This is a genomic window from Streptomyces sp. NPDC037290 (genome assembly GCF_055603245.1).
The window spans coordinates 253,172-270,209 of record NZ_JBVJVZ010000002.1; the positions used below are offsets into that span (position 1 = coordinate 253,172).

Here is a 17,038-nt window from a genome sequence, read left to right on the forward strand (position 1 = left end):
GTTCCAGAGGAACCACATGCAGACGCCCCACCCCCACCTCCACCGCGCGGCCTCCGACCGCCCCTACTTCAGCGCCGACGGCGAGACCTACCTCGCCCCGACCCCCCTGCGCCACATAGAGAAGTGCCGGCCCCTCAGGGTGCTGTCCGAGGAGGACTTCGCCTTCTGGCAGACCTACGGCTACGTCGTCGTCCGCGAGGCCATCACCCCGGGCGAGGCCAAGGAACTCCTGGAGTTCGCCTGGCGGTTCCAGCGGCTGGACCCCGACGCCCCCGACTCCTGGTACACGGAACCGCGGTTCCGCTCCGAACTCGACCGGCACCTGTTCATCTACGGCTTCGTCGAGGCCTACCACCACCAGCTCATCTGGGACAGCCGCCAGACCCAGCGGGTCTACGACGCCTTCGTGGACGTCTGGGACTGCGAGGAACTGTGGGTCACGCTGGACCGGCTCAACCTCAACCCGCCCAACACACGCACCCGTTCCCGCTCCCTGATCGAACCCACCGACGAGGGCTTCGACATCGAGCTGCACTGGGACGTCGACACCACCCTCGCCGTGCTCCCGCAGCGCGTCCAGGGCGTCATCGCCCTCACCGACACCCGGCCCGGACTCGGCGGCTTCCAGTGCGCCCCGGAGCTCTTCCGCCGCTTCGAGGAGTGGCGCGTGGCGCAGCCGCCCGGCCGTGACCCGGTGCGCCCCGGCACCGACCGCGCCGACTTCCCGGTGATCCGCCCCGACCTCCAGGCCGGCGACCTGCTGATCTTCAACGGGCTCCTCGCCCACGGCGTCGCACCGAACCTCTCCGACAACGGTGTCAGAGCCGTCCAGTACCTGTCGATGATGCCCGCGCTGGAAGAGCACACCGCCCTGCGCGACTCCCGCGTCGAGTCCTGGCGCACCCTCGCGACGCCCGACTGGAACGCCACCCTCCTCGGCGACGCCCGCGAGCCGGAGGCCCACCGCTACGGGCCCGCCACGCTCACCCCCCTCGGCAGAAGACTGCTCGGCCTGGACGCGTGGACCGACCCCGCGGAAGAGGCACAGTGAACCGCATCTGCCTCTGCCTGCCCACGAACCGGGCCTGCTCCGCCACCCTCACCGCGATCCACGCCGAGGCCGCGTACGCCGCGCGCCACCACGGCGCCGACGTGGAGCTCCTGATCCTCGACTCCTCCGACGCCCGCACCCGCGCCGAGCACGCCCGGGTCGTCGCCGGACTCCACCCGACGCCGGGCGTCACCGTGCACCACCTCGACGAGGACGCCCAGCGCGTCTTCCTGCTCCGCACGATCGAGGCGGCCGGCCTGCCCGAGCCCGACCGGCTGCTCCACCTGATGCTCCCGCCGGCCGTCTCCTACGGCGCCTGCACCAACCGCGCCTTCCTGTTCGCCGCCGCCCTCGGCTGCGACTCGCTGCACCGCAGGGACTCCGACAGCACCTACCAGCTCCACGCCGGCCGACCGGTGTTCCCCGTCCACCATGAGCTGCCGCACCTCGGCCGCCCCGCCGCCGAGGCCACCGCCACGGTCACCCACACCGACCTCGCCCCGGAGCTGCTGCACCGCCCGGTCTCCCTCGCCGGCGCCTCCTTCATCGGTGAACTCTCCGTCGACATCGCCGAGATACGCCGGCTGGACGGGCACGTCTACCACGACGTGGTGAGCCTGTGGGCGCCGGCCGACTGGCCGGAGGAGCGTAAACGGGAGCTGGTGGAGGAGTCGTTCACGGGAGCGGGCACGACCCCGTTCACCTCCGACCACTCCACCCTCACCGTCGTCGACCCGATGCGCGTCGACATGTGCAACATCGCCTTCGACCGCGCGGTCTACGAACGCACTCCGCTGCCACCCGCCACCGACACCATCGGCAGCGACTACTTCCTCCTCCACCTGGTGCACGACGCCCGCCTGCCCGGCATCCTGCACAACCGGCACATCGAGAACTTCCACACCCCCGCACGCCGCACGGACACCGGATTCCCGGCCTACCAGCGCCGTTTCGTGAAGTTCCTGCTGTCGATGCTCTACTTCCACCAGGTCTACGACCGCATGGCCGCCGAGGGCACCGACCGGATCGTGGAGTTCCTGCGGGAGAGCACGCACCTGGACCGCACCGAGAACGTCTGGCGCCTGGACCGGGTCGACACCGCGTACCGCAAACTGGGCGGTCGCTACGCCGCGTTCGCGGAACGACTCGCCGAGGAACGGGGCCGGTTACTGGACGAGGCGGCACGGGACATCGAGGACTTCGCGCACCTGATCGAGGCCTGGCCGGCCCTGACGGCGGCGGCCCGCACATGAGCGCCGCACAGGGGCGCGGGGAGCTCGCCGCGTCCACGACCGACCGCATCGTCTACGACCTCACCGGCATCGAGCGCCAATACGACGCGCTGCTTGGCGAGTTGCCCGGAGTGCGGATCCGTTTCGCACTGAAGGCATGCCCCGTCGACGACGTCCTGCGCACCCTCGCGGAGCGCGGCGCCGGCTTCGACGCGGCGAGCCCCGCCGAGATCGGCCAGGCCCTCAGGGCGGGCGCCCCCGCCGACCGCATCCACTACGGCAACACCATCAAGTCCGACCGGGACATCGCCGAAGCCCACCGCCAGGGTGTCCGCACCTTCGCCACCGACAGCGTCGAGGACGTCACCGCGATCGCCGCGCACGCGCCCCGCGCCCGCGTCTTCTGCCGCCTCGCCACCAGCGGGGACGGCGCCCTGTGGGGCCTGAACCGCAAGTTCGGCTGCGCCCCGGACGACGCCGTCCACGTGCTGGAAACGGCCCGCGCGGCCGGTCTCACCCCGGCGGGCCTGTCCGTGCACGTCGGCTCCCAGCAGATGACCGGCGAGGCCTGGCAGCAGGCCGTCGACACGCTCGCCGCAACCCTGACCGCGCTGGCCGGGCGGGGGATCGTGCCCGACCACGTCAACCTCGGCGGCGGCCTGCCCGCACTCGGCTACCGGGACCGCCACGGCAACCCCCTCGACCCGCCCCTGGACAAGATCTTCACCGTGCTCCGCGAGGGCATGGACCACCTGCGCGGCCTCACCTCCTCCCCGCTCGACCTCGTGATGGAACCAGGCCGCCACCTGGTCGCCGACCACGGTGCCGTCCGCGCCCACGTCTCCCGGCTGACCCGGCGCCGCGGGCCGGACGGCGAGGACGCGTACTGGCTGTACCTGAGCTGCGGGAAGTTCAACGGACTGTACGAAATGGACCAGTTGACGCACCGGCTGTTCTTCCCGGGCCACGACCACCTCGGAGCAGACGAGTACGTCTCCGCGATCGTCGCCGGCCCCACCTGCGACAGCGACGACGCCTACGGCGGCGGCCGGCACCCGGTGCGCGTGCCCCGGTCCGTCGGCTCGGGCGACCCGGTGTGGATCCTCTCCGCCGGCGCCTACGCCACCAGCTACATGACCCAGGGCTTCAACGGCATCCGCCCGCTGCCGTGCGTGTGCGTCCGGGGCCAGGAAGGACCACTGACGTGACACACCTGATACGCGGCCTCACCGAGCCCGACTGGCCGGCGGTCATGGCCCTGGAAGCGGAGGCGTACGCGGACACCGCGCTCACGGAGGGGGAGGCCGCGCTGCGCTCACGGGCCGCGGCGGGCACCTGCCTCGTCCTGGACCTCGACGGCCGGATCGCGGGCTATGCGCTGGCCCTGCCCTACCCGAGATTCCGCTACCCCGACCTGGCCGGGCCCGAGGAGACCACCCACCGCTCCGCCAACCTGCACCTGCACGACCTCGTCGTCACCGCGCCGCTGCGGCGCAGAGGGCTCGGCAGCCGTATGGCCCGCCGGCTGGCGGACGTGGCCCTCGCCCGCGGGTTCCGGACCATGTCCCTGATCGCGGTCGCCGGCAAGGAGCCCTTCTGGCGGGCCAACGGCTACCGCGCCCACCCCGAGGCGCGCCTCCCCGCCGCTTACGGTCCCCGTGCGGTGTACATGTCAGCGCAGCTCGCCGCCGTACAGAAGGCGAGCTGATGCCCACCCCCTCCTTCCGGCGCGCCAAGTGGTCCGTAGCGGCGCTGTTCTGTTTCCTCGGCTTCCAGTACGGCACCTGGGTCTCCCGCCTGCCCGCGCTGAAGACCCGGCTGGACCTGGGCGCCGGGGAGGTGGGCCTGCTGCTGATGGCCTGCGGAGCCGGCGCGGCGGCCTCCTTCCCGCTCGTCGCCGTCCTGATGCGCCGCCTGGGCGCCCGCCGCCTGGCCCTCGCCTCCGCCGTCTGCCTGGTCGCCGTACTGGCGGCCCTGTCCGCCGTGCCCGGCTATCCGCTCGCGCTGCTCGCCGTCTGCGCCGACGGAGTCGCGGTGGGCTGCCTGAACGTCGCGATGAACGCGCAGGGCGCCGCCCTGGAGACCGCGTACGGCCGCACCGTCATGTCCCAGCTGCACGCCACCTTCAGCGCCGGCCTGCTCGCCGCCGCCCTGCTGACCTCCGGCGTCACCACCCTGACCGGGTCCGTCCCGGCCCACTTCGCCCTGGCGGGCACCCTGTTGCTGCTCCTGCTGGTCTGCTCCCGCCCGGGCCTGCTCGCCCCCACGGACCCCGGGCCACCGGACGGGGCCGGGCGACGCCGCCGCCGGACGCCGCCCTCCGCCACCACCCTGCTGATGGGCTGTGCGATGGCCTTCGGCACCATCACCGAAGGCGCGATGAACGACTGGTCGACGCTCTACCTGAAGGACGTCGTCAAGGCCTCGGCGACCGTGGCACCGCTGGGCATCGCGGTCGTCTCGGTGACGATGCTGCTGGCCCGGGTGTGCGCGGACCGCTGGCGCACCCGCTGGGGCGACGGCCGCGTGGTCCGCACCGGCAGCGCCGTGGCCGCCGCCGGGCTCGCCCTCGCCCTGCTCACGGGCGGGGTGGTGCCCACGCTCCTCGGCTTCGCCTGCGTCGGTCTCGGCGCTGCGGCCGTGACCCCGTGCGTGTACGTCGCCGCCGCCGAACACGGCGGCGGGGCGCTCGCCCTCGTCGCCGCGATGGGCACGACGGGCCTGCTGGCAGGCCCGGCCCTGATCGGCTTCGTCGCGGGCGCCGCGGGCCTCGGCCCGGGGATGGCCACGGTCGCCGCCTGCGCGCTGATCGTCACGCTGACGGCGACCTGGATCCCGTGGCGGCCCCGGGCCGCCGTCCCCCTACGGTCTTCGCCGGCGGCCCGTCGCCCGTGACGCGGACCTGGGCTCCCGCGGCACGCGGCGGACCGCTTCGGCGGCGAGTTCGGCGTCGAGCACGTGGTCGCCGTACAGGTCCTGCAGCCAGTTGGTCTGGTAGACGGTGTCGAGGTAGCGCTCGCCGAGGTCCGGCGCCACGGCCACCGCGGTCAGGCCACGGGTGTCGTGCCGGGCTAGCCAGTCCGTCGCGCCGCTGACCACCGTTCCGGTGGAGCCGCCGAACAGGAAACCGTGTCTGGCCATGCGGTGACACATCCGGATGGTGTCCGTCTCCTCCACGCGGAGCACCTCGTCGACATACGACTCGTCGAGCAGCGGCGGGCGCATGCTCATGCCGAGGCCGGGGATCATCCGGCGGCCCGGCTCGCCGCCGAACGCCACCGAACCCACGGCGTCCACGGCGACGATCCGCACCGGCCGGTGCCACTGCCGGAACCAGCGCGCGCAGCCCATCAGGGTTCCGGTGGTGCCCGCCCCGACGAAGAGGACGTCCAGTTCCGGGAACTCGGAGGCGATCTCCGGGGCCGTGGTGCGGAAGTGCGCCAGCCAGTTGCCCGCGTTGGTGTACTGACTGAGCCAGACGTACCGGTCGTCGGCCGCGCACAGCGCACGGACGTACTCGATGCGCCTGCCCAGGAAGCCACCGTTGGAGTCCTGGTCGGCCACGATGTGGACCTCGCTGCCGAGGGCCTCCATCAGCAGCCTGGTCGACAGGTTGCACCGTGAGTCCGTCACACACAGAAACCGGTAGCCCTTGCTGGCGGCGATCATGCTGAGCGCGACGCCGAGGTTCCCGGACGAGGACTCGACGAGGACGGAGTCCGGCGTCAGGAGTCCGTCACGCTCGGCGCTCTCCACCATCTCGTTCGCGGCCTTCAGCTTGATGGAGCCGGCGAAGTTGAAACCCTCGCACTTCAGATAGAGGGGCTGTCCGCAGATCGACTCCAGGTCGACGAAGAGATGGCCCTCGTTGAAGGCGTAGGGAGCGGAAATGACAGGCACGGCGGGCCTCCTGGTGCCAGGCCGGGGACGGTCGCCTCAGCCGTATCGGCGCAGGTCGTGGAAGAAGTCGTCGATGAGGCGGAGGTTCCCCGCCCGGGCTACCTCGTCGTAGACGTACTTGCCGACGACGAGGTCGAGGACGCCGAGTCCGAAGGGCGAGAAGATCACCGGCCGGTCGGCCGGCGGAGCGGCCCTTCCGAGCATCACGTCGTTGAGGGTGCCGTTCAGGAAGTCCCGGTTTCCGGTGCGCTGTTCGACCAGATGGGGGGAGGTGTCCGCCTTCAGGCAGTGCTCGACGTCGTCGACGAAGTTGGCCGAGCCGAGCAGGATCTCGGGGGCCAGGTCGCGCAGGGACACGTGCAGGACCAGCGGGTTGTGGCCGAACCAGGACGGGTCGGTGACGTGCGGCTCACCGGCCACGGTGGCGAAGACCACGAGGTCGCTGGCGCGGACCAGGTCCTCGGCGCTGTCGTGCACGGTGATCCGGGCGGTGGTGCCGGACCGCCGCAGACAGCCGCAGAAGCCGTCGGCGCTGTCGCGGGACACGTCGTGCACGCCGATCGTGTCGAACGCCCAGTCCGTGCCGTCCAGGAACGTGTGGATGTACCGGGCGATCAGGCCCGTACCGAAGAACCCCACCCGCCTGGGGCGGGGCCGGCTGCGGCTGAGCCAGTCGGCGGCCAGCGCCGCGGACGCCGCTGTCCGGGTGGCGCTGATGATCGAGCTCTCCAGGCAGGCGAACGGGTAGCCGGTGTCGTGGTCGTTGAGGATGAGCACGGCGGAGGCCCGGGGGAGACCTGCACTCACGTTCTCCGGAAAGCTGGAGATCCACTTCAGGCCGTCCACCCGGACCTGCCCGCCGATGGACGCGGGCAGCGCGATGATCCGCGCGGTGGGGCGGTCGGAGAAGCGCAGGAAGTACGACGGCGGGTTCACCGAGTCCCCGGCGCCGTGCAGCCGGTAGGCGGTCTCGACCAGCTCCACGAGCTGTTTCTCGCGCCCGCTCAGCGCCCGCTGCACCTGCTCACCGGAGATCACCGCGAAGGACGGCACCGAGGGCCGGCCGGGTACGGACCGCTCGGCGGCGGCCGACAGCACATCGGTCATCGCTCACTCGCCTCCGGGGTCGGGCAGCCGTCGGCCGGCCGCAGGGGCTCGCCCATGCCGACCAGGACCTGCCGCTCACCGGTGAAGGTCTCTCTGCTGTGCGCGGTGCGGATGTTGTCCACGAGCAGCAGATCACCGGCCTGCCAGGGCTCGCGCCGGGTGTGCGCCTCGTAGGTGTCGTTGAGCAGCTGGACGACGTCCTCGCCGATCGGACTGCCGTCTCCGTAACGGGTGTTGAACGGCAGACCGTCCGGGCCGTAGAGGTCCACCAGGTACTCGCGGACCTCAGGGGCGAGCGTCCACTCGTTGAGGAAGGCGATCTGGTTGAACCAGCAGCGCCTGCCCGTGACCGGATGCCGGACGACGGCGCTGCGGCGCTGTTCGGTGCGCAGCGACCCGTCGGCCAGCCAGGTGAAGTCGATGGCGCCGGCCCGGCAGTAGCGCTCGATCTCGGCGCGGTCGGCGGTGCCGAACGACTCCGCCAGCGACGCCCCGATCTCGTCGTTGTAGGAGCGGGTCAGCAGCCAGCCCTCCCGCTCGAACCGTTCGGTCAGCCCGGTGGGCAGCGCGCGCAGGACCTCTTCGGCGTCGGCCACCGCCGTCGCCCCGCCCTGCTCGGGCGCCTGCAGGCACGCGAACAGCATCAGGCCGGGCACCTGCAGCGCGTAACTCAGCTCGTGGTGCATGCACATCGGCTGGTTGGCCGGCCACGGTGTCGAGGAGTACAGCCCCGGGCCGTGGGCCTCACGCGGCGCGAACGCCTCCCGTTCCGTCATGAGGTCGCCGGCCAGCCGCGCGAAGACGGCACCGACGGTGTCCGTGTCCCGCAGCCCGAGGCCGCGGACGACCAGCGCCCCGTGCTCGGTGACCTGCGCACGCAGCGCCTCGCGGTGCTCGGCTGCCCAGTTCGGGGCGTCACCCGGGACGTCGACGCACAGCAGCGCGGGCCGGTCCGGCCGCAGCTCCACGTCGAGGGGTGATGCCAGGGATGAGGACGGCATCTCGGTTTCCTTTCGGTCGACCGCCTGGGGATCCGACGGCGTTCAGGAGGAGGCGAGGGGGACGGCGGCGTTCAGGACGGCCTGCGCCGCCTCGGCCGGACGGGTGCGCAGGAAGTAGTGGCCCCCGTCGGCCAGTTCGTGGAGGTCGACATGGTCGGCCAGGAGCAGCCAGTCGCGGTGGTGTTCGGCGTAGCCGCCCGTGTACGGGTCGTCGGCGGCGACGACCACCAGGACCGGAGCGGTCAGCCGCACCGGCGGCGGACTGTCCAGGGCGGCGCGGAAATAGGTGTGCGCGGACACACAGTCGTGCCGGTAGGCGGCACCGATGTGCCGGGCGTGCTGCTCGTTCAGTTCCGCGAGTTCGGCGTAGCCGCCGTCCGCGGTCAGCCGTGCCGCGATCTCGGCGTCGCTCCGGCTCGCCAGTGCGGCGATGGCGGCGTCGCGGTCGGCGGCGGTGCCGAGCAGGTGCGCACCGAGGAACACCCGCGTCACCCGCACTCCGCGTTCCTGGAGCCTCCTGGCCGTCTCGACGGCCGGCGCGGTGCCCGAGGAGTGGCCCCACAGCATGACCCGGGGCAGGCCGCGTGCCGTGATCTCGGCGGCGACCTGTTCGGCCACCTGCTCGATCGACGCGAACGGCTCGGGGTGGGCGGCCAGGTGATGGCCGGGCAGCTCCACGGCGAGGACCGCGATGCCGCTGCCCGCCAACGCGCTCGCCAGCGGCTGGTAGTTGACCGCGTTCCCGCCCGCGTAGGGGAAGCACACCAGGGCGCACTCCGGCGCACCGCCCTCGGCCGCCAGCGGCTGCAGCAGCTCCGCGTGCGGGCGGGAGGTGCCGTCCAGGAGGGCGGCCAGGTCGGCGAGCACGGGGTGCCGGGTGATGTCCTTCAGGGACACCGCGCGGTCCAGCGCGATGCTGAGCTTGACCGCGGTCAGGGAGGTGCCCCCGGAGTCGAAGAAGTGGTCCGTCCGGCCGATCTGCCGCTCGGGCACCCCCAGCAGTTCGGCCCAGGCCGCCGCGAGCCTTTGCTCGGCCGGGCTGAGAACGCCCGTGCCCGCACCGTCTGCCGCGGGGGCCGGCGCCGTCTGTTCCGCCAGCCGGGTCAGGGCCTTGCGGTCGATCTTGCCGTTGGCGGTCAGCGGGAGGCCGTCGCGCCAGTGGAACGCCGAGGGGACCATGTAGGCGGGCAGCGCCGCGGCGAGTGCCTCGCGCAGCACCTCCGGCTGCCGCTGCTCGCCGGTGTGGAAGGCGATCAGCTGCTTGCTCCCGCCGGACCGCTCGGCGACCACCACCGCGGCGTCCCGGACACCGTCCACCCGCAGCAGGGAGTTCTCGATCTCGCCGATCTCGATCCTGAAGCCGCGGATCTTGACCTGGTTGTCCCGCCTGCCGAGGAACTCCAGCTTGCCGCCGGGATGCCAGCGTCCCCAGTCACCGCCCAGGTAGAGCCGCTCACCGGGCCGGTAGGGGTCCGTCCGGTACGCCTCACGCGTCCGCTTGGGATCGTTGACGTACCCCCGGCCCACGCAGACCCCGGAGAACGCGATCAGCCCCGGGGCGCCCAGGGGTACCAGGGACAGCTGCTCGTCCACGACGTAGACACGTACGTTGCCCACCGGGCGGCCCAGCAGCACCCGGTCGGGTACGCCGTCCAGGACCTCGTGGTTGGTGTCGTCCGAAGTCTCCGTCAGCCCGTAGGCGTTGAGCAGCCTGATGCCCGGCTGGACCGCGAACCAGCGCTGCACCAGCTCCCGCTTCAGCGCCTCCCCGGTCACCGACACGCAGCGCAGGTCCGGCAGCGTGCGGGGGTGCTTCTCCAGGTACGAGACGACGACCTCCAGGTAGGAGGGGACGACCTGCGCCACGGCGACCCGGCCGCGTTCGAGCGTGTCGACGAAACGCTCCACGTCCGTGATCACGTCCTGCTCGACCAGCAGGGTCCGGCCGCCGACCAGCAGGGCCGAGACCAGCTGCCACAGCGAGATGTCGAAGCACTGCGGCGCCGTCTGCGCCACCACGCTGCCCTCGCCGATGCCCAGGTCGTCGATCTTGGCGTGGAGATGGTTGAGCAGGCCCGCGTGCTCGCACATCGCGCCCTTGGGCTCACCGGTGGACCCGGAGGTGAAGTAGATGTAGGCCAGTTGACCGGCGTCGACCCGCACGCCGAGATCGCCGTCGTCGTGCGCCTCCGCGTACGCCGTGTCGATCAGCAGCCTCTCGCATCCGGGCAATGCCGCCAGCGCCTGGTCGAGGGTGTCGGTGCTGCCGGACGCGGCCAGGACCAGCCGGCACCCCGCCCGCGACAACGTTGCCCTGATGCGGTCGGCCGGGAAGTGCGGCTCGATCGGCAGGTACACGCCGCCCGCCTTGAACACCGCCAGCGTCGCCGCCGGCCAGTCGAGATCGCGCTCGGTGACGACGGCGACCACGTCCTCCGCGCCGAGCCCCCTCGCCCGCAGCGCCCGCGCCAGCCGGTTCGCGCGCCGGTTGAGTTCCCCGTACGTCCACTCCCGCCCGCCGTGCACGGCCGCCACCGCCTGCGGATGCGCCCGTACCCGCTGCTCGAACAGTTCGTGCGCCCGCGCGTCCGGCAGCGGCCGGTGCGGGCCGGCCAGACCCTCCACCTGCTCACGCACCTCGTCCGCCGAGAGCAGACTCTGCCGTGTGTGGTCGGCGTGCACGTCCGCCGCAAGCCACCGCAGTGCCGTCAGGTGGTAGCCGCCGATCCGGGCCACGGCCGCGGCGTCCAGCACGTCCGTGCGGTACCTCAGGCGCAGCATCAGCCGTCCACTCCGGTCGGACCAGCGCACCTGCAGCACACCGTCGTCGACGTGGGCCTCGTCGTCCCCCATGGGCCCGAACACCACCTCGTACGGCGGCTGTGTCAGGCCCAGTTCCCGGCGCAGCTCCGCCACCGGGAACTCGCGGCCCGCCAGTACCTCCGCCTCCGCGTGCTCGGTGGCCGCCACGAGGTCCTGCCAGGACCCCGGGGAGACGGTGAGGCGGCAGGGCAACGGCTCGCCGTGCACGCCGGCGGTGTACCCGGTCACCACCTCCTGCTCGCCGGACAGCGCGGCCAGCACCTTGGCGTGCGCCGCCAGCAGCAGGGCGCTGATCGGCATGCCCGAACGCCGTACCAGGTCCCGTATCGCGTCCGCCACGTCGTCCGGGACCGCGGCCTCCTGCTCGGCCGTTCCCGGCACCCGCTCCCGTGTCCACCGGGGCACGGCGGTGGCACCGCCGGCCGTCAGTACACGGCTCCAGAACTCCCGGTCCAGCCGGTCCGTCCGCGCGCGCGTTCCCATGGCACGTCTCTCCTCAACTCACGGTTGCCGCAGGGGCGTTGGCTGCCGGCGTGGCCCGTCCGGCGCCGTGCGGCCGGCTGTCGTCCGCCGGCATGTCCACGGCCGGATTGCCACCCCAGCGGGCGTGCGGGGGGACTTCCTCGCCCTTCATGAGGAAGGAGTCGGGGGCCAGCACCGCCCCGTCGCCCACGGTCACGCCGTAGTGCACATGGGCGGCGACGCCCAGCGTGCAGCCGGTGCCGAGCGTGGAGCGGTCGGACTTGAACGTGCCGTCCTCCTGCGAGTGGCACTGGATCTTGCTGCCGACGTTGAGGGTGCACTCGTCGCCGATGGCGGCGAGGGTCCGCTCGGTCAGGTAGCAGCCGTCGTCGAACACCCTGCGGCCGATGCGCACGCCCAGCAGCCGCCAGACGAGGGCCTTGAAGGGAGTTCCGTTGAAGATGTTGAGGTAATGGTCCGGCACCTTCCACAGGCGCTCGTGCCACCAGAAGTACGGGTCGTAGATGGAGCACAACCGGGGCCGCAGCGCGCGGAACGCCGTGATGAACCGCTCCACCAGCACGAAGTAGAGGGTGCTGAGCGCGAGCGTGATGGCCAGGTACCCGCCGATCACCACATGTCCGACCACTCCGTACAGGTCCACGGACGCGAGCCCGAACAGCGTGAGGGCGAAGGTGTGCAGCCACCGCACGAACAGCATGACGGCCATCGAGCGAAGGTTGTAGCGGTTCTTCGCGGCGAGACGGCGGCGCAGTGAGTCGCCGGTCCTGAGGTCGTCGAACCGTGCGTCACGTTCCACCGACCGGGGGATCTCGAAGCAGGGCGAACCGAGCAGCCCCACGTTCTCCCGCACCTCACCGTCGAGCGGGACCATCACCTTCGTCGCGAGCAGACAGTTGGCCCCCGTTCTGCCGCCCGCGGGATAGGCGATGTTGTTGCCGAGGAAGTTGCGCGGCCCGATCGACGCGGAGGACAGCCGGAAGGACGTGCTGGAGTAGTCGGCGTTGATGACGGACAGCCCGTCGGCGACCATCGTTCCGCTGCCGACGGAGACGAGGAAGGGGGTCTCGTGCTGCACCTCGGTGCCGAAGTTCGACCCGGTCTGCTCGACCCGTGACAGGTCGTACCCGAGGCCCTGGAGGTAGTGGACGATGTACGAACTGTCCCCGAACAGCCAGGCGAAGAACTTGACGTTCGTCATCCGGGCGGTCGCCCGGTGGAGCGCGTAGTGGAATCCGTAGAGGGGATAGACCCGGTCGGGTCTGACGGCCAGACGCAGCAGACGCGGAACGGTGTACAGGGCGGCGAGGCCCAGGACGACGAAGCCGAAGAACAGCACCAGCGAGAGTTCCAGCGCGTCGGGGACCAGTTCGGCCCTCTTCAGCGGGGCCAACTGCGGGTCGAGGCGACTGCCGATCGCCGGCACCTGGGTGAACAGCATGTACACCCCGCCGACGGCCAGGGGAATGTACAGCAGGAACAGCTGCAGCAGGGTGCCGAGGCCGAACCAGGCCCGGCGCGCGGTGCCGCACCTGGCCGGCGCGACCCGGACGTAGTCGATCCGTGTGGGCTCGGCCGGCGAGCCGTGCCAGTGCTCACCGTCCGGCACCGCCTGGCCGCGGTGCAGGGCGGAGGAATGCCCGAGCTGTGCGCCGTCGCCCATCGAGGTGTCGATGTCGAGGACGGTCTTCTCACCGACGTACACGTCCCGGCCGAGCGTGATCGGGCCGGTCTGGATGAGTCCCGCGTGGGCCCGGTAGCAGAGGAGGAAGGAGTCCTTGCGGATCACCGTGCCGGCGCCGATCGTCAGCAGGTCGGTGCAGACCGGGACGGAGTGGGAGAGGACCGTGACGCCCTTGCCGATCCGCGCGCCGAGGGCCCGCAGGTACAGCACGTACAGCGGAGTTCCGGTGAGGAAAACCATCGGATTCGCGTGGAGCAGGACCTTGACGAGCCAGAACCGCACATACGTCAGGCCCCATACGGGAAACTCACGCGGTTTCCAGCGGCCGATGAGAAGCCATTTCGCGGCGACCGGGAATGCGCACAGAACGGTGAACCCGATTCCTCCGAACAGAAGCGACCGCAGATAGATGCCGGCCATGCCCGAACCGGTGGCGACCCACTCGTATCCCGTGGCCGTGACGAAACCGGAGACAAGGGAGTACCCGAGGAAGACCAGCAACTGGAAAGTGCCGCACAGGAGGTGGTTCAGCCGCTTTCGGCCTTCCCGTACGGCCGGTGGCGGCGCGGGCTCCGAGGACGTCGCGGGCGCGGGCGCCGACGCGGCGGCCGCCGCTTCGGCAGGCGCCGCAGCGGCCTCCCCCAGGGCCTCGGCCAGGCTCCGGACGGTCGGGTGCCGGTAGATGTCCTTCATGGACGGGGACGGCAGATCCGCCCTTTTCCTGATCCGTGCGCAGAACTGGGCCATGACCAGGGAATTGGCGCCGAGGTCGGTGAAGAAGTGACTGTCGACCGGGACGCGCTCGGCTCCGGTGACATCGGCCAGGGCCTCCGCGAGCCTGCGCTCGGTCTCCGTCCGGTCTGGGCCGCTGTCGCTCGATGTGACGGCGGGTTTGTCCGGCCCGGATATAGGGACCTCGGAGGACTGCTCCACCATGCGATCTCCCGGAGAACGTGTGAAAAGCCAGTGGCTGGTTCTTCCCTGATCACGAACCGGCAGATTCAGTGTGGCCAGGCAGACGACAGGCTGCCACTTCTCGTCGATCGCCCCGCGCCCGAGGAACGCTCGCGGGGTGCGTGTTCCCTGGTTCCGCGCACGAATGGGGCACACCCGGGAATCACCCGAACGGCGGGCCCGGAACACGCCGCACCCCTCGGCCCGTACCTGTGCGGGCGGAGGGGTGCGGCGGCCGGATGCCGGGAGAGGGGTCAGATGTCGCGGAAGATCTCGATCTGGGCGCCGATCGAGTTCAGTCGCTCGGCGAGGTCCTCGTAACCCCGGTTGATGACGTACACGTTGCGCAGCACCGAGGTGCCCTCGGCCGCCATCATCGCCAGCAGGACGACCACGGCGGGGCGCAGCGCCGGCGGGCACATCATCTCGGCGGCCCGCCAGCGGGTCGGGCCCTCGACCAGCACCCGGTGCGGGTCGAGGAGCTGCAGCCGGCCGCCCAGGCGGTTGAGGTCCGTGAGGTAGATCGCGCGGTTGTCGTACACCCAGTCGTGGATGAGCGTCTGGCCCTGCGCGACCGCCGCGATGGCCGCGAAGAACGGGACGTTGTCGATGTTCAGACCCGGGAACGGCATCGGGTGGATCTTGTCGATCGGCGCCTCCAGCTTGGAGGGCCGGACGGTCAGGTCCACCAGGCGGGTACGGCCGTTGTCCGCGAAGTACTCGGGGCTGCGGTCGTGGTCGAGGCCCATCTCCTCCAGGACCGCCAGCTCGATCTCCAGGAACTCGATCGGCACCCGGCGCACGGTCAGCTCCGACTCGGTCACCACGGCGGCGGCCAGCAGGCTCATCGCCTCGACCGGGTCCTCGGAGGGGGAGTAGTCGACGTCGGCGTCGATGTTCGGCACGCCGTGCACGGTGAGGGTGGTGGTGCCGATGCCCTCGACCTTGACGCCGAGGGCCTCCAGGAAGAAGCACAGGTCCTGGACCATGTAGTTGGAGGAGGCGTTGCGGATGACCGTCACACCATCGTGCCGGGCGGCGGCCAGCAGCGCGTTCTCGGTCACGGTGTCGCCGCGCTCGGTCAGCACGATCGGGCGGTCGGGGCGGACCGTGCGGTCGACCCGGGCGTGGTACTGGCCCTCGGTGGCCGCGATGTCCAGGCCGAACCGGCGCAGCGCGATCATGTGCGGCTCGATGGTCCGCGTGCCGAGGTCGCAGCCGCCGGCGTAGGGCAGCTTGAAGGCGTCCATGCGGTGCAGCAGCGGGCCGAGGAACATGATGATGGAGCGGGTGCGTACGGCGGCGTCCGCGTCGATCGCCGCCATCTCCAGCTCGGCGGGCGGGACGAGTTCGAGGTCGACGCCGTCGTTGATCCAGCGGGTGCGTACGCCGATGGAGTTCAGCACCTCCAGCAGGCGGTACACCTCCTCGATCCGGGCGACCCGGCGCAGCACCGTGCGCCCCTTGTTGAGCAGCGAGGCGCACAGCAGCGCCACGCAGGCGTTCTTGCTGGTCTTGACGTCGATGGCACCGGACAGCCGGCGGCCGCCGACGACCCGCAGATGCATCGGACCCGCGTATCCCAGCGACACGATCTCGCTGTCCAGGGCTTCACCGATTCGGGCGATCATCTCAAGACTGATGTTCTGGTTCCCGCGCTCGATGCGGTTGACCGCGCTCTGGCTGGTGCCGAGTGCCTCCGCGAGCTGCGTCTGTGTCCAGCCTCGGTGTTGCCGGGCATCACGGATGAGCTTGCCGATGCGTACGAGGTAGTCGTCTGCCATGAGGTTGAGGTTATCTCAGATATGAGATGGTGCCTGTTGGGGGGTCCGTTCGGGTGACGCCCGTGACGGCCCGTCAGTGTGCCCTGGTGTCACGGTAGGACGATACTCGGAAAGACCTGGGCAAATCGGACAGCGTTGTACGAGGCTCGGCATGACACTCGGTTACCCGGGCAACCCCGGCCCACACGTGCCCCTCTCTGTCCCCGAAGGGGGATACACATGGGCATACACATGGGGGTCACGATGCGCCGCCACCTCGTCGCCGCGCTGCTCGCCGGCTGTTGCGCGCTCGTCTCCTGCGGCACGCAGCGCGTGGGCGCCGCGCAGGGGAAGTCGCCGGTACCGCAATCGTCCACGGTCGACAGGTCATGCGACATCGAGGATGTTCCGGACAGTACGGACGACGACCAGGAGCTTCCGGACACCACCACCGACGACCAGGGGCCTGCGGACCAGGGGTCTGCGGACACGACGTCCGACGACCAGCAGGAGCTCCCCGACACCACCACCGACGACCAGGGGGCGCCCCCGGGTGACACCACCGAGGACGGCGGGGGTGCGCCGGAGGCCGGTCCGCACCGCTGGTTCTCGATGGCGCGCGAATTCCGCGCCTACCTGACGGCGAACGCCCCGAAGGGGGACGCCGCCATCGCCGCCCATGTCACCCGGGTCTGCATCCGCACGCCCGACGACAGTGGCCGCACGGAGGCCGACGTGTGGGTCGACTACGGGGTGTGGCAGGACCGTGAGCTGAACGACGCCGCCAAGGCGTTCGCCCGCTGGCGGCAGTCCGTGTACGGCGACCACGGCCACGTGACCGCCCTGGCCCCCGCCAAGATGGACGCCGATCTGAGCTGGTAGCCACCGGCCGGGCCGGGTCGGGCATGACCATCCAGCGCCCATGTACTAGAGTTATCTCGACATCGAGATATCTACCCGAGGCGCACCGTAGCCGCCGCCCCGGTAAGGCTTGCCTAACTTAGCCTGACCTTATCGGATCGGCCAAGCCGGCGTGGCGG

12 protein-coding genes are annotated in these 17,038 nt (G+C 71.2%); 6 read left to right on the top strand and 6 right to left on the bottom strand.

Translation table 11 applies throughout. The annotated features are described in order from the left end of the window. Nucleotides 1-16: 16 nt before the first annotated feature. The 5 genes from ACZ7HQ_RS06885 to ACZ7HQ_RS06905 are packed head-to-tail and all read left to right on the top strand — an operon-like array spanning nt 17 to nt 5,178. Nucleotides 17-1,051: a phytanoyl-CoA dioxygenase family protein gene (locus tag ACZ7HQ_RS06885; RefSeq protein ID WP_470985724.1), complete on the top strand. Its 1,035-nt coding sequence runs from the start codon at nt 17-19 to the stop codon at nt 1,049-1,051. Further along, a complete protein-coding gene (locus tag ACZ7HQ_RS06890) occupies nt 1,048-2,304 on the top strand; it encodes a DUF6271 family protein (protein WP_470985727.1) in 1,257 nt (418 codons plus the stop codon). The genes ACZ7HQ_RS06885 and ACZ7HQ_RS06890 overlap by 4 nt, the downstream gene beginning before the upstream one ends. Further along, entirely contained in the window at nt 2,301-3,491 is a 1,191-nt protein-coding gene (locus ACZ7HQ_RS06895; RefSeq protein WP_470985730.1) for a type III PLP-dependent enzyme, read from the top strand. Before ACZ7HQ_RS06890 ends, ACZ7HQ_RS06895 begins: the two co-directional genes overlap by 4 nt. Continuing rightward, a complete protein-coding gene (locus tag ACZ7HQ_RS06900) occupies nt 3,488-3,991 on the top strand; it encodes a GNAT family N-acetyltransferase (RefSeq protein ID WP_470985733.1) in 504 nt (167 codons plus the stop codon). Before ACZ7HQ_RS06895 ends, ACZ7HQ_RS06900 begins: the two co-directional genes overlap by 4 nt. Further along, entirely contained in the window at nt 3,991-5,178 is a 1,188-nt protein-coding gene (locus ACZ7HQ_RS06905; RefSeq protein WP_470985736.1) for an MFS transporter, read from the top strand. The genes ACZ7HQ_RS06900 and ACZ7HQ_RS06905 overlap by 1 nt, the downstream gene beginning before the upstream one ends. Here the strand turns inward: ACZ7HQ_RS06905 and sbnA are convergent. From sbnA to ACZ7HQ_RS06935, 6 genes are all read right to left on the bottom strand, one after another. Next, a complete protein-coding gene (sbnA, locus tag ACZ7HQ_RS06910; protein ID WP_470985739.1) occupies nt 5,146-6,183 on the bottom strand; it encodes a 2,3-diaminopropionate biosynthesis protein SbnA in 1,038 nt (345 codons plus the stop codon). The genes ACZ7HQ_RS06905 and sbnA overlap by 33 nt on opposite strands. A gap of 36 nt (nt 6,184-6,219) precedes the next feature. Then, entirely contained in the window at nt 6,220-7,290 is a 1,071-nt protein-coding gene (gene sbnB, locus ACZ7HQ_RS06915; RefSeq protein ID WP_470985742.1) for a 2,3-diaminopropionate biosynthesis protein SbnB, read from the bottom strand. Further along, nucleotides 7,287-8,291, bottom strand: coding sequence for a TauD/TfdA family dioxygenase (locus ACZ7HQ_RS06920; RefSeq protein WP_470985745.1), 1,005 nt, complete (start codon nt 8,289-8,291; stop codon nt 7,287-7,289). Before ACZ7HQ_RS06920 ends, sbnB begins: the two co-directional genes overlap by 4 nt. A 42-nt stretch (nt 8,292-8,333) precedes the next feature. Then, nucleotides 8,334-11,597, bottom strand: coding sequence for a non-ribosomal peptide synthetase (locus tag ACZ7HQ_RS06925; protein ID WP_470985749.1), 3,264 nt, complete (start codon nt 11,595-11,597; stop codon nt 8,334-8,336). Between the two features lie 13 nt (nt 11,598-11,610). Beyond that, nucleotides 11,611-14,217: a Pls/PosA family non-ribosomal peptide synthetase gene (locus tag ACZ7HQ_RS06930; protein ID WP_470985752.1), complete on the bottom strand. Its 2,607-nt coding sequence runs from the start codon at nt 14,215-14,217 to the stop codon at nt 11,611-11,613. Between the two features lie 272 nt (nt 14,218-14,489). Beyond that, nucleotides 14,490-16,019, bottom strand: a complete 1,530-nt coding sequence (locus ACZ7HQ_RS06935) for a helix-turn-helix domain-containing protein (RefSeq protein ID WP_470985755.1) — start codon at nt 16,017-16,019, stop codon at nt 14,490-14,492. Nucleotides 16,020-16,238: 219 nt separating this feature from the next. Here ACZ7HQ_RS06935 and ACZ7HQ_RS06940 point away from each other — a divergent pair, with 219 nt between their 5' ends. Continuing rightward, nucleotides 16,239-16,880 (top strand): hypothetical protein, encoded by a 642-nt coding sequence (locus tag ACZ7HQ_RS06940; protein WP_470985757.1) that lies wholly within the window; start codon nt 16,239-16,241, stop codon nt 16,878-16,880. Nucleotides 16,881-17,038: the final 158 nt, after the last annotated feature.